The sequence below is a fragment of the Psychrobacillus psychrotolerans genome (genome assembly GCF_900115805.1).
Lineage (GTDB): Bacteria > Bacillota > Bacilli > Bacillales_A > Planococcaceae > Psychrobacillus > Psychrobacillus psychrotolerans.
Genome location: NZ_FOXU01000001.1, coordinates 250,756 through 271,706 on the forward strand (window position 1 = coordinate 250,756; position 20,951 = coordinate 271,706).

21 protein-coding genes, 1 pseudogene and 1 riboswitch are annotated in these 20,951 nt (G+C 35.5%); of the genes and pseudogenes, 4 read left to right on the forward strand and 18 right to left on the reverse strand.

All coding sequences use genetic code 11. From position 1 onward, the window contains the following. Nucleotides 1-101: 101 nt before the first annotated feature. The 4 genes and pseudogenes from BM260_RS18580 to BM260_RS01445 all read right to left on the reverse strand — a co-directional run bounded on the left by BM260_RS18580 (nucleotide 102) and on the right by BM260_RS01445 (nucleotide 2,267). Nucleotides 102-197 carry a putative holin-like toxin gene (locus tag BM260_RS18580; protein WP_245762605.1) on the reverse strand — a complete coding sequence of 32 codons (96 nt, stop codon included), beginning with the start codon at nucleotides 195-197 and terminating at the stop codon, nucleotides 102-104. Nucleotides 198-641: 444 nt separating this feature from the next. Next, a pseudogene (locus tag BM260_RS18585) lies at nucleotides 642-1,193 on the reverse strand (histidine phosphatase family protein); the annotation flags it as partial. 2 nt (nucleotides 1,194-1,195) lie between these two features. Further along, nucleotides 1,196-1,738, reverse strand: a complete 543-nt coding sequence (locus tag BM260_RS01440) for a GrpB family protein (protein ID WP_093534284.1) — start codon at nucleotides 1,736-1,738, stop codon at nucleotides 1,196-1,198. A 16-nt stretch (nucleotides 1,739-1,754) separates the two neighbouring features. Beyond that, nucleotides 1,755-2,267: a DUF1572 family protein gene (locus tag BM260_RS01445; RefSeq protein WP_093534286.1), complete on the reverse strand. Its 513-nt coding sequence runs from the start codon at nucleotides 2,265-2,267 to the stop codon at nucleotides 1,755-1,757. Nucleotides 2,268-2,347: 80 nt separating this feature from the next. Between BM260_RS01445 and BM260_RS01450 the strand changes: the two genes are divergently transcribed. Continuing rightward, nucleotides 2,348-3,286 (forward strand): aldo/keto reductase, encoded by a 939-nt coding sequence (locus BM260_RS01450; RefSeq protein WP_093534288.1) that lies wholly within the window; start codon nucleotides 2,348-2,350, stop codon nucleotides 3,284-3,286. A 70-nt stretch (nucleotides 3,287-3,356) separates the two neighbouring features. Here BM260_RS01450 and metA read toward each other — a convergent pair whose 3' ends face one another. The 8 genes from metA to BM260_RS01485 all read right to left on the reverse strand — a co-directional run bounded on the left by metA (nucleotide 3,357) and on the right by BM260_RS01485 (nucleotide 12,263). Further along, nucleotides 3,357-4,265 (reverse strand): homoserine O-acetyltransferase MetA, encoded by a 909-nt coding sequence (gene metA, locus BM260_RS01455; protein ID WP_093534290.1) that lies wholly within the window; start codon nucleotides 4,263-4,265, stop codon nucleotides 3,357-3,359. 75 nt (nucleotides 4,266-4,340) lie between these two features. After that, a riboswitch (SAM riboswitch) is annotated at nucleotides 4,341-4,446 on the reverse strand. 65 nt (nucleotides 4,447-4,511) lie between these two features. Continuing rightward, nucleotides 4,512-6,518: a methyl-accepting chemotaxis protein gene (locus BM260_RS01460; protein WP_093534292.1), complete on the reverse strand. Its 2,007-nt coding sequence runs from the start codon at nucleotides 6,516-6,518 to the stop codon at nucleotides 4,512-4,514. A 146-nt stretch (nucleotides 6,519-6,664) separates the two neighbouring features. Then, nucleotides 6,665-8,548, reverse strand: a complete 1,884-nt coding sequence (gene abc-f / locus BM260_RS01465) for a ribosomal protection-like ABC-F family protein (RefSeq protein WP_093534294.1) — start codon at nucleotides 8,546-8,548, stop codon at nucleotides 6,665-6,667. A gap of 122 nt (nucleotides 8,549-8,670) precedes the next feature. Continuing rightward, nucleotides 8,671-8,805, reverse strand: a complete 135-nt coding sequence (locus BM260_RS18735) for an RAxF-45 family protein (protein ID WP_322788050.1) — start codon at nucleotides 8,803-8,805, stop codon at nucleotides 8,671-8,673. Nucleotides 8,806-8,864: 59 nt separating this feature from the next. Next, nucleotides 8,865-9,101 carry a hypothetical protein gene (locus BM260_RS01470; protein WP_139219887.1) on the reverse strand — a complete coding sequence of 79 codons (237 nt, stop codon included), beginning with the start codon at nucleotides 9,099-9,101 and terminating at the stop codon, nucleotides 8,865-8,867. Nucleotides 9,102-9,658: 557 nt separating this feature from the next. Then, a complete protein-coding gene (locus tag BM260_RS01475; RefSeq protein ID WP_245762606.1) occupies nucleotides 9,659-10,051 on the reverse strand; it encodes a sporulation protein in 393 nt (130 codons plus the stop codon). A gap of 5 nt (nucleotides 10,052-10,056) precedes the next feature. Further along, nucleotides 10,057-11,250: an AI-2E family transporter gene (locus BM260_RS01480; protein ID WP_093534300.1), complete on the reverse strand. Its 1,194-nt coding sequence runs from the start codon at nucleotides 11,248-11,250 to the stop codon at nucleotides 10,057-10,059. Between the two features lie 71 nt (nucleotides 11,251-11,321). Further along, nucleotides 11,322-12,263 carry an LCP family protein gene (locus tag BM260_RS01485; protein WP_093534302.1) on the reverse strand — a complete coding sequence of 314 codons (942 nt, stop codon included), beginning with the start codon at nucleotides 12,261-12,263 and terminating at the stop codon, nucleotides 11,322-11,324. Between the two features lie 142 nt (nucleotides 12,264-12,405). Between BM260_RS01485 and msrA the strand changes: the two genes are divergently transcribed. Further along, nucleotides 12,406-12,924, forward strand: a complete 519-nt coding sequence (gene msrA / locus BM260_RS01490) for a peptide-methionine (S)-S-oxide reductase MsrA (RefSeq protein ID WP_175496152.1) — start codon at nucleotides 12,406-12,408, stop codon at nucleotides 12,922-12,924. 388 nt (nucleotides 12,925-13,312) lie between these two features. On the opposite strand, the gene BM260_RS01495 is transcribed toward msrA, so the two are convergent. From BM260_RS01495 to BM260_RS01505, 3 genes are read right to left on the reverse strand one after another with little or no spacing between them, the layout of a single operon-like run. Then, entirely contained in the window at nucleotides 13,313-13,870 is a 558-nt protein-coding gene (locus tag BM260_RS01495; protein ID WP_093534304.1) for a hypothetical protein, read from the reverse strand. 40 nt (nucleotides 13,871-13,910) lie between these two features. Continuing rightward, complete coding sequence (locus BM260_RS01500) at nucleotides 13,911-15,659, reverse strand: ABC transporter ATP-binding protein/permease (RefSeq protein ID WP_245762607.1); 1,749 nt, start codon at nucleotides 15,657-15,659, stop codon at nucleotides 13,911-13,913. A 47-nt stretch (nucleotides 15,660-15,706) separates the two neighbouring features. Then, nucleotides 15,707-17,650, reverse strand: a complete 1,944-nt coding sequence (locus tag BM260_RS01505) for an ABC transporter ATP-binding protein (RefSeq protein WP_093534308.1) — start codon at nucleotides 17,648-17,650, stop codon at nucleotides 15,707-15,709. A gap of 216 nt (nucleotides 17,651-17,866) precedes the next feature. On the opposite strand from BM260_RS01505, the gene BM260_RS01510 reads away from it, so the two are divergent. Together BM260_RS01510 and BM260_RS01515 are read left to right on the forward strand one after the other, a co-directional pair. Then, nucleotides 17,867-18,562 carry a response regulator transcription factor gene (locus tag BM260_RS01510; protein WP_093534310.1) on the forward strand — a complete coding sequence of 232 codons (696 nt, stop codon included), beginning with the start codon at nucleotides 17,867-17,869 and terminating at the stop codon, nucleotides 18,560-18,562. Then, nucleotides 18,543-19,709, forward strand: coding sequence for a sensor histidine kinase (locus BM260_RS01515; protein WP_407691694.1), 1,167 nt, complete (start codon nucleotides 18,543-18,545; stop codon nucleotides 19,707-19,709). Before BM260_RS01510 ends, BM260_RS01515 begins: the two co-directional genes overlap by 20 nt. An 87-nt stretch (nucleotides 19,710-19,796) precedes the next feature. Here BM260_RS01515 and BM260_RS18310 read toward each other — a convergent pair whose 3' ends face one another. The 3 genes from BM260_RS18310 to BM260_RS01525 form a co-directional block, all read right to left on the reverse strand. Next, nucleotides 19,797-19,973 carry a hypothetical protein gene (locus BM260_RS18310; protein ID WP_175496153.1) on the reverse strand — a complete coding sequence of 59 codons (177 nt, stop codon included), beginning with the start codon at nucleotides 19,971-19,973 and terminating at the stop codon, nucleotides 19,797-19,799. Nucleotides 19,974-19,990: 17 nt separating this feature from the next. After that, entirely contained in the window at nucleotides 19,991-20,278 is a 288-nt protein-coding gene (locus BM260_RS01520; protein ID WP_093534312.1) for a hypothetical protein, read from the reverse strand. A gap of 152 nt (nucleotides 20,279-20,430) precedes the next feature. After that, entirely contained in the window at nucleotides 20,431-20,796 is a 366-nt protein-coding gene (locus BM260_RS01525; protein WP_093534314.1) for a hypothetical protein, read from the reverse strand. Between the last annotated feature and the right edge of the window lie 155 nt (nucleotides 20,797-20,951).

Consider the following 20,951-nt stretch of genomic DNA (forward strand, 5'->3'; position numbering starts at 1 on the left):
CCGGATGTTAGTAGCATCCGGTCGGTAAAATAGACTGATTCCCTTCAAGGGTGTCGGCAAAGAGATTAAGTAATCCATCCGAGCGCTAACTCATAGGTGGATTACTTTTTTCGTGTCATTGAAAAGGTCAGCGTAATCAATGCAATGATTAGAGAAGAAAAACTAATCATAATTACGAGCGATTCAAATATCGTCAAAAGCAGCACCCCCTTCTGTACCGGTCGTTAAACAGAAAGTAAAAAAAATTGTGCCGTCCACCCATGAGAAGATCAATCTATACTATCAATTATACCACACATACGTTCTATTCCGGTAATTTCCTCCTGTTATTTTAATAATTTTTCAACGTACTTTTGAGGATCTTTAATTTTATTTTCAACAAAAAACTTAGTCATTTCCTTAAAGAAAACCATATAATCCATGTCTAAATCTCTTTCGCTCATTAACTGTTTCAAATGCTCGATATCCCCATCTACTTGAAGACAATCATTCAATAAATCTACCTCAATAGTTATTAGTACCTGGTCATGCAAGGTTACAGTACCAATCATTCTTTGATGATTCAAATCCACTTGTTGAAAGGTATGTTGTATGTCAGATCGTTTGTAAATAGTATAGCCCGAACTCTTCGTTCTGGATTCATTGTCTATTCGATTAACAGCTACCAAATGCTGTTCGTAAAAAGTGAGTTTATAAATATCAGGCATTTCAAGTTGCTTCCAAAAACGATAATCATAGATAGAGTCAAAGTAATTCATGATCAGAACCATTATATTACCATGTGTACCTATTGCGATATTCTTGCCATCAAATTTCTTCAAGATTTCTTTCGTTACATGGATACCTCTAGCTTGCGCAACATGATTAGATTCTCCTCCTGGAAGTGAAAAGCCATAATCCGACCATACTTTTAACATTGCTTCGTTAAAATCAGCAACTGGTTGATCGGATAAAAGTCGTTCCTTGAATGCATCCATAATTTCTATATCTTTTTTTAAATGATTCGCAATTCCTTCCACAGTTTGAATAGCTCTCTTATAAGGACTTGATACTATTACTTCTATATTCTCCTGTAGTAACAGATCTGTTATTTTCTTTGCATCGACCATACCCTTTTCAGACAACGGTCTTCCCAATTCGTCCGTGGAATAGATGGAATGCGCATGTCTGACGAAATAAAGATTAGTGAGCATTCCTAATTCACTTCCTTACTAGTTCGCTTTGAGTATATACTTTTAACAAATGGTTCCTTCAAATCTGTATATGCACTAATATTAATATTCTTTTGCTTTGCACTCTGAATTTTTATATTCATGTAAGCTTCTTTTGCTTTCTCATTGGAATTTAAGTAATTTCTAAAAAATAGTTGATTACACCATAGTTCTTCTTCAAAATCTACCATATGGATGAAATGAGTTTTCACTTCATAAGTTTCATCCGTAAATTTGGCCAGAACTATTTCACCTGGTCTTTCCACTCTCAATCTTAGAAATCCGATACTTTGTAATTGTTTAAATATAGCTTTATCTACATTTGAAATATCGTCTATTCCTATTAATATATCTATAATTGGTTTAGCAGGCATGTTTTTTATTGCGGTGCTTCCAATATGCTGTATTCGATCTTCTAGAAGTCCTGTTGCTTCTAAAATTTCTAGTTTCACCCGGTCGAACTCTTTCCCCCATTCCCCGTCGTATGGAGATAACTTTACCTCGTTTTTTAATAGTCCAAGCTTCAAAATAATGCCTCCACTTCTACTTTTGCTTTTTAGGAATAGACAATGTTGTCCACTTCTCTTCAGTAGTCACTTGCTTCGCAATATAAATCACCTGTCCAACATGAGAAGATGTATGAGAAAGACTTCTAATAACAGCTTCCATAACAGTATGAGGCTCGTTCCTAATGTAAATAGTTTGGAGCAAATGGACTGATTTTATTGTATCTAATGCTTCTAAGAATACTTGACATCCCCTCGACCAAATTTCTAACAACTCCTCACGAGTTTCCACTGTACTTTCAAATTCCTCGTCCCGATTTCTGTCAGGCTTTTCACCGTCTGTCGTCAAAAAGTCCGTCCATCTTGAAATCAGATTTCCACTCATATGTTTAATGATGATAGCTACACTATTCGAATGATTATTTGGAGTCCAAAATAACTTATCTTCCTCCATCTGCATGATTGCTTTTTCTACATCTCTCATCAAATCAGAAAACTTTTGATGAACTACTCCAATAAAATCAGTGTGCACATCCGTTAGTACCGTCAAATCAATCTCCACCTTTTTGTATTCTGGTTTTTCTATATTATAATAGAAATATTCAGAGAAAAGGAGTTGTTTCTATTATTATGAAAAATGCAGTAGAAATTGGTCGCACTGGTCTATTGGTAAATCCTATTGGTTTAGGAAGTAACGCGGTCGGTGGACACAATCTATTCCCTAATTTAAACGATGAAACAGGCAAGGAAATTGTACGTGCTGCTATTCAAAAAGGAATCAATTTTATAGATAGTGCCTTTATATATGGGATGGGAAGATCAGAAGAACTCATTGGAGAAGTATTAAAGGAATTTAACACCAGGCAAGATATGATTATTGCAACAAAAGGGGCACACAAGATAGAGGATGGAAAGGTTATTGTAGATAACTCTCCTAAATTTTTAAGAGAGACCGTTGAAAATAGTTTGCGCAGACTGCAAACCGACTACATTGATCTATTCTATATCCATTTTCCAGATGAAGGAACTCCTAAGGATGAAGCAATTGGAACACTCTCACGACTTAAAGAAGAGGGTAAAATTAGAGCAATTGGCGTATCCAATTTCACAATGGATCAATTAACCGAAGCCAATAAAGACGGGAATTTAGAAGTAATCCAATCAGGCTATAATCTATTCAAAAGAGAGGCAGAAAATGACTTAATCCCTTTTTGCGCCAAACACCAAATTTCATTTATCCCGTATTTCCCTCTTGCTTCTGGTCTTTTGACAGGAAAATTCAATAAAGATTCTATAATTGAAGACGGCCGTTCAAAAAATCCGTTATTTCAAGGGGAGGTTTATATTCGTAACTTGGAAAAGATTGAGTCTCTTCGTAGTATAGCAAATGATAAACAAGCAGAGGTTTCTTCCATCGTTCTTGCATGGTATCTAGCACAAAATACCATAGATACAGTAATTCCTGGAGCTAAAAAACCAGAACAAGTGTTACGAAATCTGAAAGCACTTGAAGTGGAACTGACGATAGAAGAAATGCAGGAAATTAACCGAATTTTTAAGACAGAATAAAAAATTATAATGCTCATTTTCATCAACATATATAGGCTGATCGTGAATTCACTCACGGCCAGCCTTTTAGTTACTCCCAATCATAAGGAGTTTCTTGGTACACATAATAATTCAACCAATTGGAAAAAAGTAAATGTGTATGGGAACGCCAGGAGTTCATCGGTATTTGTGTTGGATCATCGTTTGGAAAATAATTTTTTGGGACATCAATATCCACACCTTTTTTAATATCTCGGTTATATTCGTCTGCAAGTGTAGTTGCATCATACTCTAAATGACCCGTAATCATAATATGCTTTTTATCTTTGGATATTACTAGAAAAACACCCGCATCCTTTGAGTCGGAAAGCAGTATTAAACGAGGGTCTTTTTTTATTTCATCGAAAGATACAGCTGTGTATCGAGACACAGGTGCGTGAAATTCATCATTAAACCCTCGCACTAAATGTACAGTTGGGTCTGATAAACGATGACTGAATACCCCAAAGCATTTCTTCGACAAGTCATATTTCCCGATACCATAGTGATGGTAGAGAGCGGCTTGAGCCCCCCAACAAATGTGTAAAACAGAGGTCACCTGAGTTTTAGACCAATCCATTATTTCCATAATCTCATTCCAATAATTAACGTCTTCAAATTCTAAATGCTCAATAGGTGCACCGGTAATAATCATCCCATCGTATTTTCGGTGCTTAATATCCTCGAATGTCGTATAAAAAGTGTCTAGATGTGTTTTACTTACATTTTTGGAATCATGGGTTGCCATATGTAAAAAGGTTACATTTACTTGTAGCGACGTATTTCCTAGTAAACGGAGCAATTGAAGCTCTGTTTTTTCTTTTTCAGGCATAAGGTTCAAGATAACTATATTTAACGGACGTATGTCTTGAGCTATCGCTCGATCGGTGTCCATGATAAATATTTTCTCGTTTTTAAGATGTTCAGCTGCGGGTAACTGTTTTGGTATATTTATAGGCAATTTGTTGTCCTCCTTTAAATTCAAAAAACCCTCTTTCCTATAAACAAGAAAAGAGGGTGAACGTTTTGCTCTCGATTCTTATCTTTCAAGAAATTATCTTGTAGGAGTTAGCACCTTTCTGACTAGTCAGAGGTTGCTGAAGCTTCAACGGGCCATTTCCCTCGGCTTCTCTTGATAAGAGTTATTAAATTATATTGTTCTTCCTGAGTGAATATTAACATTTGTTTTCAAACAATTCAACTTCTTTTAAACTTTAAAGCGATTCACTGCATTCGCTAATTTGTCACTAAGCTCTGTAAGAGTCTCCGAAGCTTTCGCTACCGATTGGATCGCTCTTAGTTGTTCATCTGATGATGCACTTACTTCTTCACATGCTGCTGCAGTTTGCTCTGAAGTTGAAGCCATCACTTGAATTATATCTACAACTTGATCTTTAAAGGTAGAAACCTGTTCAATTTCTGCTGAAACAGCATCGATTGAAGTTTGCAAATTATTCATCAGTAACGATATTTCACCAAAAGTTACTTCAGTATTTGTTACAACAGATCCCTGCTCACGGAAAGTTTTGATAGTATCTTCCATTTGTTGCCCTACAGTATGTGATTCACTTTGAAGTTCCGTAATCGTATGCTTTACTTCTTCTGTCGCTTTTGCAGATTGCTCCGCTAGTTTCCGTACTTCATCCGCTACTACTGCAAATCCTTTTCCATGCTCCCCTGCCCGTGCAGCTTCAATACTTGCATTCAATGCGAGTAGGTTCGTCTGTGCAGAAATTTGCATAATAGTTTCCATCACACTACCAATCGCATTTACTCTAACTTCCAATGTACTAAACAATGTGGACATAGAGATTAGATTTGACTCCCAGTTTTGGAAAGATGATTTAAGTTCACTCATTTGGTTTTGACCATTCGAATTCATAGTGTTTGCTTTTATAGCTATATCAGTCATCATTACTGATTTTTCATTGATGAGATTGATTTGATCACTTAAGTGCAACGAACTTTCTGTTACGTCTACAGCATCTTCTGCAGATTTAGAAGCACCTACCGCAATCTCACTCACAGCTGACGAAACTTGCTCTGCGGAAGCGTTTGTTTCTTCTGCCACAGCACTTAAACTTTCCGAATTCGATTGGACATTACTCGCTGACTCTTTCACGACCTGAATAATTTCATTCATATTTACAGCCATCTTGTTGAAGTTATTCGCTAGTTGTCCGATTTCATCCTTGGATTTAATATTAGCCTGAACAGTTAAATCTCCTTCTGCCATTGAATCCATCAATCTTTTAAGTTGTTCAATCGGTTTCAATATACGACTTATAAGGAAAAATAATACTAAAAAGATTAACGCTTCTATACATATAACAATAATAATTATTTGTGAACGAATACTGTCTGCTGTTTGATGGATTTTACTTTCTTCATAAACAGCGCCTACCTTCCAATCTAATCCTGGTAACGTAGTGTATACAGTAGTTGTGTTAGTACCATCCATCAAACCGGTCACATGTCCTGTTTCTGAGGTACTAGAAAGCATTTTCTTTACAGAAGAATCCTTGGATAAATTTTCACCAAATAACGTTGGATGAACAATGGCATTACCATCAGCATCTACAATTATAGGATAACCTTCGTACCCCAACTCGCTGTCAGCTAACGTTTCTGTTAACTTCGACAGTAAAATATCAATAGCAAGAACACCGACCACTTGGCCATTTTTAATAACAGCTTTAGCACCAGAAATAGCATATTCTCCAGTTGCTGCATCCACAAATGGTTTAGACCAGCTAAAACTCTCTTTGTTTGAAACAGCATTGGAATACCATTCTCTTGAGGTTGGATCAAAGTCTGCTCCAAGATCCGCTTCTGGTATTATTTCAATCGATTTATCTGGAAAAGCGATATACACAGATGCTACAGCATCATACAAAGAAACAAATTCATTGAATCTAGTATCTAAGTTTTTTTCTAATTGAGTAGTCAATACTACATTCGTAGCTTTTTCATTATTTTCAAAATCTAAAATTGCATTAGAAGTAGATAGTTGTAAAAGTCCTTTTTCGTATACAGCTAGATAATTTTGTATGGATGAGGTCATTTCTTTAACTATTACTTGGCTCTGGTCAAGTAAATCTTTTTCGGTCTTTTCACTTATTGTATTTGTACTAATACTTATTAGCGGTATCATGCTTACGAATATTAATGCCATTACTGAAACAATAATTTTCCACTTTATTGATTTTCTCATTTTCCATCTACTCTCTATATAATATTAAATACATGCCAATATTACTAATCCATTTGGGATAGTATTTAATTTATTATATAGTACAAATGTATGAATGTTAATGCTCTTTTCTAACTATTTGATAAATTTCTTTTCTATTATCAAAATTATATACAATTTGAATCATCTTCTTGCTCTATCCATTCCAGAGTCAATTTCTCTATCTTCATTTCATTTGATTCAATAGCTTTCAAAAGTTTTTCGTATGTCTCCCAATCCTCTTCTATTTCGATTTGCTCTTTTAGGTTGGAAATTTCTTTTTCCACTGCTTGAATCTCTTCCTCAATCTTTCGTTCTACACTTCCTCCTGCACTTCTTTTATATGTTGGTTTTTCTTGTTTTTCATTTTTAAAAGGAATTTCAATTGGTACTTGCTCTTCCCACTTTATACGCGCCCAATCATATGACCCTTCAAAAGTTGTTAGCTGACCTTGTTCTAACCAGACCGTTTTCGGGAATAATTTGTTCAAAAAGTATCGGTCATGTGAAACAGCTAAAATAGTACCATCAAAATCACCCAAAGCATCTTCCAGGACCTCTCTCGATTCGATATCTAAATGGTTCGTCGGCTCATCAAGAATTAGGAGGTTAATATCCTGATGCATAAGTTGCGCTAAGCGAAGTCTCATACGTTCTCCACCACTTAAATCACCTATTCGCTTGAAAACATCGGGACCAAAGAACATAAACTTCGCAAGAATATGGCGAGCATCGCCCTCTACTAAATTTAACTCACTTCGAAATACATCAATCAGCCTTGCCTTCGGATTCTGTATTTCGAAATGCTGCGATAAATAACCTACACGCACATTGCTACCTAACCGAGCCACTCCATTATCAATAGGAAGATTACCTAACAGCAGATGTAAAATAGTGGATTTACCTGAACCATTTCGCCCAACTATCGCAACCCGTTCCTTCCAGTATAGATTAAGCTGAGCATCTTCTAATAAAACATTCTCACCAAATGATTTGTATACATTTTTCATCATGACTACTTCTTTCCCACTTCTAGAAGCAAATTCAAATGAGAGCTCCATCTTTTTGGGGTCGATGAGTGGTTTTCTCACTTTTACCATACGTTCTAGTGCTCTTTCCATATTGCGTGCTTGGCGGAATAACTTCGGATTTGGTGGCACCGCTTCGTTGGCCCATTGTCGAAGACGTCTTATTGCATCCTTCATTTTTTTTATCTTTTTCTGTTGCTCCTCATAATGCTGAAATTCACGAATTAATTTGGCTTCTTTTTCTAATATAAAGGCAGAATAATCCCCATGATAAAGAGAAAGCTCTCCTTCCTCTAAATCTGCAATTTTAGTCACAACTTGATCTAAGAAATATCGATCATGCGAAATAATTACAACTGTTCCTGAATAGCCAATCAAATATTGTTCCAACCATTCAACTGCAAACAAATCTAAATGATTGGTTGGTTCATCCAACAATAATACATCTGGATCCGACAGTAAAATCTTCCCTAACATTATTTTCGTCTGTTCTCCACCACTTAAACTAGCAAATGGTTGGTTTATAAACCGAGTAAGCTGGAGTCCCTGCACTACTTTTTCAATTTCAGACTCCATTGTATAACCGCCCAAAAGTGTAAATTGTTCTTGAACTTCTCCATACTGTTGTAGCAGACGTTCCATCTCCGCTGCACCAATAGTTGCCATTTGTTTTTCCATTTGTATCATTTTCTGTTGTAACGCTGTTATTTTTTCAAAAGCATAATGAAGAACATCTAGACCAGTGACATCTTCCGAATAGGAAGGAATTTGAGCCAAATAACCTACAGAAGTACCTTTCTTAAAGTGAATAGATCCTTCATCAGGTTTCTCATTTCCCGCCAATAATTTGAATAAAGTCGTTTTACCGCTACCGTTACGACCAACAATCGCTAACCTCTCCCCAGTTTTAATAGCTAGAGACAACTTTTCAAAGATTATATTTCCTCCGAGCATTTTAGTTATATTTTGAACTGTACATATCATAATGAACGCTTCCCTTCAATTCTTATATGAGCTGAGGAGCAATTCTTTTTTTCGCAACAAAAAAAGACTGTCTAAAAAGCACAGTCTTTTCGCTACCTAATTGGATCCGAAAGAATGACTTCTCAGCTATGAGTATTACTATGAAAATGGCTAAAAATAGACAGACCTATCCCGTTAGTAGCATTTTCATGAGTAATTGCACAAGAAGTTGATAAGAATTCCAACATAAAAAATTGTGCGTTCATAGTGTTTTTCATCCTTTCTTCACCTCCGTTCGAGTTAGTTAAATAAACAATAACACAATTATTCAAACAATTCAATCGTTATTTTCATTTGGTTTTTCAAACGAAGGATCATTTAGCCCCTCATCTACCTTTGGAATTCCTACATCATTTTCTTCATTTACTTCTTCATTCCCTGTGTTAGGAACTTCTTTATCTTGGTTGTTTAATTGTGTTTCTGGTTTAGCTGGCTGATTGGAGTCCCTTTGAAATCCACAGGCAGTCAGTAAAAGACTTGAAATAATCAATATTGAAAATATTCGTTTAGTCATCATTAGTTGCCTCCCAATTTAATATTAGAATGCACTAGCAAAGAAGATTTATACTATAAGATTTCTAAATTTGGCGCAAACAAAAAAACGGAATATCTTCCAGGTAAAGTTTACTTTAGGGTGAGTAACATATTTCTAAGGAACAAATAATCTATATAGACTGCCAGTTATCTCTTTAGTTCTGTAAGTAAATGATTTAATGCTCAGGATAGAAAAAAACTCCAGCACATGGCTGGAGTTTCAGACTGTAGACAAACTCAATTTTAGGTGTATAGAGTTAAATATTAAACTCGGCAAGGCCCACCACTTCGCTTTCCGTGGGCTTGGCTTCAGCCTCCTCGTCACTACGTTCCTGCGGGGTCTTCAGCTCAAGCTATTCCCACAGGAGTCTTCGTGGTGAACCTTGCCTTATAAACAGTTCCAATAGAGTAATTAATATCTTACTTTTAATAAGATGAATAAACATCCTTAGGGACATTTATTACTATTCATAACCGTTTATAAAAATACCTTTGTCGTCAAACTGAAACTCCAACACATGGCTGGAGTTTCATATATTATTCTTCAATATCAAAATGGATCTCGTCTTCATCGTTATACTCAGATCCATTTTCAAATAACACGGTTGTTCTTAAAATAAGTTTCGTAACTTCCTCATTATTATCTGGTATCCATCTTTCATCGGGCATAATCTCGAAAGGAATCATTTGCATATCCTTTGAAGCAGCTGCACCGACTAACTCTATAGAGTGTTTCGAAACTATTTTAGATGATTCACCATTCGTTAGTTTAAATACCTCTAATTTGATATTTTCAACCGATTCATCATGTACTCCATCAATATAAATTGTACCTGATAAGTTTATCCCATGTTCAATAATAGGATGATCCACAACCGTATCTATCTTAATAGATTTTACTTCTATGGAAGATTCAAACTTCTTCGCCATTATTCTCAGTCCACCTTGTGATTTGTATACTCATAATGATTTTCAATAACTGGTTCAAACTTATTATAACGCTTTTTAAACAATGTATAAAAGTGTGAAATGATAACTTTTAATATGGCATATCCTGGTATCCCTAAAATCACTCCCGGAACCCCAAATAATGATCCTGCTGTTATAAGAACAAAAATAATAGTAATTGGGTGCACATGTAGTGATTTACCCATTATTTGTGGTGATATAAACTTACCTTCTATTAATTGTACTACTGTCCAAACAATTGCTAATCCAACTAGTAATAATGGGGATGTTACTAACGCGATTATCGCTGCTGGAGTAATAGCAATAACTGGACCCAAATATGGTACAACACTAGTAACCATAGCGATAACTCCCAATAATAGAGCATATGGCATTTGAATAATAGTAAACCCTATATAAATCATAAACCCGATACACATAGATACTAGTATTTGTCCTTGAATATATGAGCTAATTTGTCTATCTATACCTGTAAATACTTCCTGTAAATCATCTCGCATCCTTGGAGGAAATAGCTTCATCACAAAATTAGGTAACTTTTCTCCATCTTTTAATAAGTAGAAAACGATAAATGGAACCGTTACAATCGCCAGTACAAAACTAGTTAAAACCCCTACAATGGAGGAAATCCCAGTTGCTATTCCAGTTACAGTATTTTGAACGAATTCCCCAATTTCGTCAGGAAGCCCATTTAATACTGATGCAACGTCATTTTCTATTTGTAAATAATAATCCTTAAAAATAGATGTTCTTAAAAAAGCATCAAGATCATTAAAAAGTTGGATAAAGTAAGTAGGCAGTTCCTCTACTAGTTTAAATATTTGTCCCTTTAAAAAAGGAAACACTAGGAATACCAGTAAAGTTATTAAACCGACTAAGACTAAGAAAATGATCAGAATTCCCCAGACCCGTTTAATTTTAATTTTTTCTAGTAACCGCAATATTGGGCGTAATAAATAGTATACAATGACAGCTAAAATTATTGGTAAAATTACATTGCCGAGAAACACTGTCAAAGGCACAAAAATAAAGGAAATTTCATCGTAGATCATAATAACAAGTCCAATCATTAGCAACAGAATTAATGAAAAGATTGTATTACGTCCGCCTAAAAATTTTATGTATCTAGTAGAGAAAAAAGAAGGTTTTTCTGGCTCCACTTCTATCAAACTTCCTTTCTATTTATATTTATTTTACGGAGTAAAAAATAATATGGCAATATTAAAGCAACTTATTTCTCTAAAAACTCTGTAATGGCCGTTTTATTCATCTCTTTGTCGAGTACGATGACTGATCCAGCATGGCTATAATTCTTAAATGAATATGTACCTTCTACTGGAATTGTCAATTTTTCCATTTCTAACTTACCACTTACAACTGCATCTAATATTCTCTTTGTTTTGTCTGAACGCGAATAATCTGTTTGGATATATCCCTCAGTAGCTCCAATGAATTTAGGTAAATTCGGTACGTTTTCGATGGACAATAGCTCGTCTTTTAAGATCTCCATCACCAACTGTTGTCTACCTACTCGCCCAAAGTCTCCTTCTGCATCGGAACGGAAACGAGCATAACCGAGTAGTTCTTTACCATTTAGATTCTGTTGTCCTTTCTTTAATGTGACACCAATTTTCTCAGACATATCCTTTTCAACATTTACTGGTACGCCGTCTGGTGCAATTATATCGACTAGAGACTCAAAGCTACTAAAATCGATTAACGCATAGTGGTGAATAGGTAAATCGAACATCCCTTGCATAGTATCTTTCAATAATTGTACTTTACCAAGATAAAAAGCTGTATTTAATTTATATGATTCATGTTCGGGAATATCTGCATATATATCACGCATGAATGATATCACTTTCACATCATTGTTTTCTTTATCCCAGGAAAAGATCATCATTGTATCTGTTCGAGCTTGATCCTCCCCTCTGGAATCTACACCAAGAACCAGAATATTTTCACGGTCACCTTTCTTAAGCTCATCACCATTAAATTCCATTGGTTCTTTTTGTTCTGTATCTGCAAATTTGTAGCCACTAGAATATTGTGTAAATGTATAAATACCAATTCCTACAGCCAAAAACAAAAAAATAACAAAAAGTATGCGTCCTACTCTGGGACGTCTTTTTCTGCGACGTCTACTAGTTTGTTGTAATTCTTCTTCCATCTTAAAATCTCCCCTTTATACAGTAATAATAACGTATTTCAGCTAAGATAGTTTCAGATTTTTGTACAACTAGTTAACAAGTGTTAAAATTTGTTTTACACAAACAAAATTTCAATAGGTGAGATGAATCGGAGGAATAAATATGATAGAAAAAGCAACATTTGCAGGCGGATGTTTTTGGTGCATGGTAAAACCATTCGACACATGGGATGGCATACATAAGGTAACTTCTGGATACATGGGTGGTCATCTTGATAATCCTACATATGAAGACGTTAAAAAAGGGGATACAGGTCACTTAGAAGTGGTAGAAATACAATTTGATCCAAGCATCTTCTCTTACAATCAATTGCTAGAAATATTTTGGCAACAAATTGACCCTACCGATGATGGAGGCCAGTTTCAAGATCGCGGTGAAAGTTATCGCACTGCCATATTTATTCATTCGGATGAACAACGACAGCTCGCGGAGAAATCGAAAATACAGCTTGGGGCAAGTGGGAAATTCTCTAAGCCTATTGTTACCGAAATACGAGAAGCTAAAACATTTTATGAAGCCGAAGAGTATCATCAAGACTTCTATAAAAAAAGCCCTAACCATTACAAAGAGGATCGAGCACAATCAGGTCGAGATGAATTTATCGAGAAAAATTGGAAGTAAAACTTAACTAAGTTGGCCCCCGAGACAATTTTTAAATTGTTTTTGGGGCTTTTTATATACAGGAGAATAGCTTACTGGGGCTAGTTTGAGGCAAACATTGGGGTTAATAAAATTATTAGTGGCGGCGTATGTACTGCAATGTATAAGTGAATTAGGGCAAAACAAAAAGCATCTCTATTCGAGGTGCTTTTATTAAGTACTATGGATTATATTAATATAAAACCTTTTTCCTTGTTATTACATTATGCCTCCCGCACTGACCTAAGAAAAATGTATAATTAATCACACCGCTGTGAGCTGTACTTTTTATAAATTTTAAAAAAGCTCAGTCTATAGTGAACTGAGCTTTCCCTACGTTTTTTTCATTTATTTTTTAACGAAGCACCCGTTAGCCATCCATGCAACACAAAATAGTGCTGCACCACAGATAATGAAAATGGTTAGTGGAGTTGTGGTTTAAGCCGTGACGATGAAAAATATTTTTACCTTGTAGTTTGTCATCCAGTTTAAGAGTAAGTGCATCATCGTCATTTTCAGGCATCTTCCCAGCTTCTGATACCTGTCCAACACCATCTTTGACTTGTTTGTCTTTATCTACAAAACGATATAAGATATTAAAACGTACACGATCTTCATAAGGATAAACGACTTCAATTTCATAACGTCCATCATCAAGTTTCCCAAGTTCTCTGTTTAAGGCCTGTTCTTCTTTAGACAAGTCACTATCATCTACTCTATCATCAAGATCTTCTTCGTACCAATTTCCCACATTATTGTTTTGACTATTTTTATCATCTTCCATTAAATCTTTATTTTTCTGATCACGGTCTTTATCGTTAGTGTGCCCAGATTCATTTTTATCATTTACCTCTGTTGGTTCATCTGAACACCCAACTAACATATTAGCCATCAATCCTATTAGTACTAACGATATCATTTTTTTCATATTATATTTTCCCCTTCGGATTTTTATAAAATAAAATATATTACTTTCTCAACGCTACAGCTGGCTCTGTCGAGATTAACTTGTAGCTTGCTATCACACTAATTACAATTACAACACTCCCAGTGGAAAGTATTGATAGTACGATTTGTAACGGTGTGATGATCATTGCCAAACTGAAAATCATGCCGACTAAATACATACAGCCTATAAGGACAGCTTGAGAAACAGCTGACATTGTTGCTAAAAGTAAATTTTCACTGACAATAATTTTCCGAATTGTTCCTTTATTATAGCCCAAGGCGGAAAGCAGCCCTATTTCCTTGTATCTTAAATTTTGCAGTTTGATCAGTAATACGGAACTGATAAACAAACCAATTGCTAAGATTAAAATAGAAACGATCAAAAACAAACGGCTAAGATTGTTGAATGTATTTTGCAAAACTTCTACTTCTTTGACTGCAGTTTTACTGTCGATTTTTTTGTTAGTAAGCATTTGACTTACTGACACAATATCTTCAAAAATCTTTACATCATAACTGATTGAGTAGTTTTTTTCTTTCTCAACATTTTGGTAAAATTTCTCTTCAATATCGGAGCTTACAAAGAAATCATCGTAGCCTTCATTAAAGATGCCGCTTATCGTAAGCGTGTATTCTTTAGCTCCATAATTTAAGGTAACTTCTTTACCAATCAAACTACTAATATCATTTTCAAATTTTTTAGCGAGGCTTGGACTAAGTGCTATTTCCTTTTCACCTGTTTTGGGCATAGCACCATATGACATTTTTTCAGTAGCCTTTGCCATTGGGTATTTTTCTACTAATGCTTCCGTTTTATCCCCTATCCTTAAAGTAACATCCGTTATTTTGTATTGGTAATACACATTTTCGATACGCTTATCGGATTTCAATAATTCAATAACTTTACCATCATCCTCACCTTTAATATAACCGTTGTTAAAGGCCGTGTTTTTATCTTGAAAATCCGAAATATTCTTGTCCATTATATTCCCAGAAGATAAAGACAACATAAATACAAGGATACCGATGGAAATTGCCAAACTGACAGCCATATAGCGTGTAATATTCACTTTGAAGTTCTTAAGCCCTCGCTTGAACGCAGATATTTTAATCGCGTTATTTAAACTGAGCTTATGATCACTAGCAATTTCTGTATGGGACTCGGTATCTTTTGCAATAATTTTTCCTTTCTCAATATGAATGACTTTATCTGCAAAACTACAAATCTTTTGGTCATGCGTAATCACAATCACCAAACGTTCTTTTGAAATTTCTTTTAAAAGCTCCATAATTTCATTAGAGTTCTTTCGGTCTAATGCTCCAGTCGGCTCATCCGCCAAAATAATACGAGGATTACTAATCAACGCTCTTGCAATAGCAACTCGTTGCTTTTGACCGCCCGATAGATTTTCGATTTTTTCATTAGTCTTTTGCGATAATCCCAGTTTATTTAGCAGCTCTTTGGCATTTTCTCTATTTTCCTCTTCACTTGCTGTATTTAACTCACAAGCAAGCAAGATGTTTTCAATAACGGTATATCCTCTTAAAAGATGGTAGTTTTGAAAGATAAACCCGATATTTTCTCTGCGGTACGCACACAATTCATCGGCATTCATTTTGCTGATAGAAGTACCACAAGCCGTAATATCACCACTGTAATTACTGTCGAATCCTGCAATCATATTAAGCAACGTGCTTTTACCGGAACCTGATGCACCTAAAAGGCAAACAAGTCCTTGGCTTGGAAAGTTAAAACTTGTATCTTCCAAAATAACTGAATGATCATATCGTATTGTAAGGTTATTTATCTGTATCACTATCTGTCACCTGTCTTCAAAGCTGTGGATGTCTTAGTCATTATAAAGGCAATAGCCGTTGTTAAGTAAGCTGCAACGCCAACTAAGGCAATGAATTGCACACCCGAAATTAACATCTTAGAATTTAAAATACTTGCGCTGAACAAGCCTTTAGTAGCTATATTGATAAGAGGTGATGTAACAAGCATTAACAGAATTGCTGTCATAATTTCCGTGATCTTTTCCGTCAAGTTAAGCAGACTAAAATGAACATTATTAAAGCCGCTGACTTTGTAAATTGCAAATTCTCTCTTTCTCATAAAGCCTGTGATCAAGGAAATAGCCATAACCATAACGACAGCCAAAATCCCTATGAACATACTTGCTGAGCCTGACTGTTCGGTTGTTTGGTCATTTAATCTCACAATATCCTCAACAAGTTCAAATTGACCAAGAGGTGCAATTCCTTTTTCGTTAAGCTCGTCTTTAATGGCAATCATATCAGTTGGCGTCTTTGCTCGAATAAGAAAGTCCATTGCCTCATTTTCAATACCTGCTTGTCCTCTCAAATCATCAAGTCCAGTTTTGCTGAAGAAGAAAGAGTCACCGATTGTAAATTCTTCCACATTACCTTCGAGTTCCATATAGGTAGTATTATCTGCAACACCTACGATTTTTGCGGTAATGGATGCGTTTTTTATAACAGGATCACCTGTGTCCCAATTGTAAATAGCGCTACTAAAATCAATTTCTTTGCCTATTGCTTGCTCGTTTGATATGCCCATTGATTTAACAAAACTGTCTGGAACAACAACCTCGTTGTCTTTGCCAGTAGGCATTTTTCCTGCTATCAACTTATTAATTGATGGAACAGTACCTGTTCCTTCTATTGGATATTCTTTCCCGTCAACAGTTACTTTTATATTATCAAACGCTTGTAAAAAAGCAGTAAAATCAACGCGTTCATCGCCTACATATTGATCATATAAGCCACCAATATCCTGTGATACATCTGCGTTCGGCTTTTCTTCCTGATTATCGTCTGTTCCTACTGCACTGGTAAAGCTGCTAACTATACTAATATCTTTAAGTGCGTCGCCATAGGTACTAAGCAGTTTTTCAATATCACCTTGACCGCTGCTCGCTATTGTCCCACTTACAGTTGTAAGCAAAAGGACACCTGCGATCATTAGAGAAAGAACTGATACTAAAAATCGGCCAAATTTACTTTTAACATTTGATTTAGTCATTGAAAAAGCGTTTTTAATCGTTAAGCGATGACTTTCACCGTATGTAAGTTTTTCTATTTTCGTTACATTTTTTTGTGGTGATGCTACAAATTTTCCCTCATCTAAATCTATAATGTTTGAGTCACTGTCAATTAAATTGACATCATGGGTAACAACGATAACTGTCCTATTTTTAGAAATAGATTTCAAAATATCCATTGTTGTTTCTGAGTTTTTTTCATCCAATGCACTTGTTGGCTCGTCAGCGATAATAACCTTTGGATTTTTCATGAGCTCTCTTGCGATGGCAACACGCTGTTTTTGACCGCCCGAAAGAGAGTTCACTTTTCGTTGTGCTAGGTCAAATATTTTGAGTTCTTTTAAAATATTATTTGCGTTCTTTTGATTTTGTTTATTTTTCAAATACTGTGGTAACAACACATTCTCTAAAACCGATAAATCTTCAAGCAAATTAAAGTCCTGCCATACAAATCCAAAAATATTGTTGTAAAAATAGCTTTTTTCACTAGTGGTTAATTCTTTTATATTCTTTCCGCAATAGGTAACCTCGCCATCAAAATCTTGGTCCATACCGCTGATGATTTTCAAAAGAGTCGTTTTACCACTACCCGAAGCACCAACGATAAAATTCATTCCTTTTCCCATTGTTAAGGAAATATTATTTAAAGCGAATTCGCCGTTATATTGTTTGGATACTTTCTGAATTTCAAACATTTTATTTCTCCTATCTACTATATTAGTTTTTCTTTATTTAATATTTTTAATTACGCTATTTAGAACACACATTTTTTATACCTCCTAAACTTGTATCACCATTGTATAAAAAACGATGTTAAATCTCCGTTAAGTGGTTTTTTTTGTAGTGAATTAAATGCTTAACAGAGATTTAACGCATACTTACAGTACAATAGAAATAGAGGTGATTTTGGTATGAGAATACTTATTGTAGAGGACGAGCTTGATCTGCAGGAAGCAATTGCAGATGGGCTTAGAATAGATGGTTATGCTGTTGATACTTGTGACAACGGCAAAGATGCTTACGAGCTTTTATATGAAGTAAATTACGATTTGGTTGTACTTGACTTAAACCTTCCGAAAATGGATGGGCTAGAGGTTTTAGAAAAGATACGAGATGAAAAGCCGGAATTAAAGGTACTTATTCTCAGTGCAAGGAGTAGTGTACATGACAAAGTAAAAGGCTTAGACATAGGAGCAAATGATTATTTGGCAAAGCCCTTTGATTTTGCCGAGTTGGAAGCAAGAATACGAAATTTGTTACGGCGAAAATTTATGCAAGAAAGTAGTATGCTTTCATTAGGGGAAATTAAGGTGGATTTATCAAAGCGGATTGCAATTATTAACGAGAGTGAAATAGCACTTACAAAAAAAGAATTTGCATTGTTTGAATACCTTTTGCTTCAAAAAGACAGAGTGGTCAGCCAAGAAGAACTGATTGAACATGTTTGGGATCAGCATGCAGATAGCTTTAGTGGAGCTATTCGTGTTCATATTGCGACGCTCCGAAAGAAGCTAAAAGCTGTTTTAAACTATGACCCCATTGGAACGAAAATCGGAGAAGGTTACTTTTTATCAGAAAAGAGTGATAATGAAAATGAAAATGCTTAAAAACATGCCAATTCGATTACGACTTACTGTTATGACTGTTGCTCTTTTAACTGTCTGTTGTGTAGGACTTACCTTAATACTAAATTTTTCTGCTATTAAAATGGCTACAATAATTGATGCAACTGCCACAATACCTGCACAAGAAGTCGGCGAAGATCAATGGATTGATGAAAGCATTCCACCAGCATCAAGCAACATGGCCCCTTCCGTTTCATCAGAGACTTTCCAAAAAGCAAAAATAGGTTTTAGAATTGAAAGTATTATTTATATGCTTTTAGTTATTATTAGCGGGGGGTTTTTAACATACTATCTTTCGGGGAAGGCATTAAAACCTCTTGATACGCTAAATGAACAAGTAAAAAACATAAATGTTCATAATTTATCTGAAACACTATCCGTGCCGCTCACAAAAGATGAAATTGCAGAGCTTACTGGTACCTTTAATGAAATGACGGATAAGTTGAATGATTCTTTTATGATGCAACGACGATTTTCCGCAAGTGCCGCCCACGAGCTTAGAACACCTCTTGCTGTGTTACAAACAAAAGTTGATGTATTTAAAAAGAAAAAAATTCATACAACCGAGGAATATGATGTGCTTATTAACGTTATTGAAAAACAGACAAAACGCTTGAGAGGACTAGTCGCTAGCCTTTTAGATATGACGAATATGGAAGATAACGGTGAACAAAGCAGCATTTACGCAAAGGATATTTTGGAGGATATTATTTCCGAGCTTTCTCATATCACTAAAGATAAGAATATTACAATGACCTTAAATTGTGATAATAGCGTTGTTTTTGGAAACATTGACCTACTGTATCGTGCTTTTTACAACCTGGTGGAAAACGGAATTAAGTACAATACTCAAGGCGGCACAGTTGAAGTTATTGTAAACAGATTAAGTAAGGAACATGTTTCAATCAAAATTATAGATACAGGCATTGGCATTGCCGACAAATACAAACAGAAAATCTTTGAACCTTTTTATCGTGTGGACAAATCACGATCTCGTCAACTGGGTGGTACAGGCTTAGGTCTATCAACTGTTGAAAGCATTATCAAAAAGCATAATAGTACGATTACTGTTACTGATAATGAAAATGGTGGAACTTGCTTTCATGTCATCTTAAATAGTGGGTCATGACAAAAAAGTATTTGACCCGAAGTAAATCATTTCTCCATAAGCGTCAAATAGCGCCTCAGTTTTTACGTGGGCGCTTTGTTCAAAACTTTAATTAATTTTCGTTAGGACGTAGCAGTTAGTTGGTAATGTCTTCAAATAAGGTAAGAGTTGATAAAGTACTGCCTCATCTGTTACCTCTGCTTCGTACAAATTTCTTTTGTTGGCATAATCGGAATTATTCTTGCAACCATGTTCAGGATACTCTTTAAAACCCATATTACTCAAGGAGTCGATTCGGAAGACTACTTTGTTGTAGCTTCTACCGATGGTGTCAATTCTGCTGTAGGTATCGACTCCACTTCTCTTGCCTCTAGTTCTTCTGGTGTCGCTTCTATTGCTGGTGTGGTCTCCACTGCAAGTGTCGACTCCCCTTCTCTTGCCGCTAGTTCTTCTGGTGTCGCTTTTATTGCTGGTGTGGTCTCCACTGCAGGTGTCGATGCCTCTTTTAAATCATTTGGAGAAGCCAAAGCTGATCCTGCAATTGCTGAAACTGCTAATGTCATTGCTCCTACTAATAGGATTTTTTTCATTTCAAATTCCTCCTTATTTTAATCGCTCTGCGATATTGTATGGGATGTGTTTCCCATAATTCTATTTTATCTTATTAATGTGACAACCATATGACTGCGAAAAGGTGTTTACGAGGTGAACAATTTGAAACTATTGTTCGTTATTGAATTGCTTATTTACCTTCAAAATCAGCCTCTGTTAATTCAGCGGCTTTTGTCAGCTTTCCTTCTTTTTCAAGTTGAGCAATCAGTTCATCTAACGTGACGCCTTTTTCTTTAGCCATTTCTTCTAAGTTGACAGGTTCACTAGCTTCGGTACTCGAAGTGAGTTCAGCAGCTTTTGTCAGCTTTCCTTTTTTTTCAAGCTGAACAATTAGTTCATCTTTAGTGATCTCTTTTTCTTTAGCCAATACTTCTAAGCTGACAGGTTCACTGGATTTAGTAGTTTCCCACATGTCGGTATTGCTCGCAGCATATGCAGATCCCGCAACAACAGATAACCCTAGTACTAATGTCGAAATTGTTAATTTTTTATTCATATTAAGTTCCTCCTTCCTATTTGATGTTACCAATATATAACTATTGATGTTAAATCCTTGTTAAGACAATTCACAAGAGTGTGATTTATACACGCTGTAAGACGGGGAAACCCCATAAAATCTTATACAGTCCCATACAATTCCTGTATAATCAT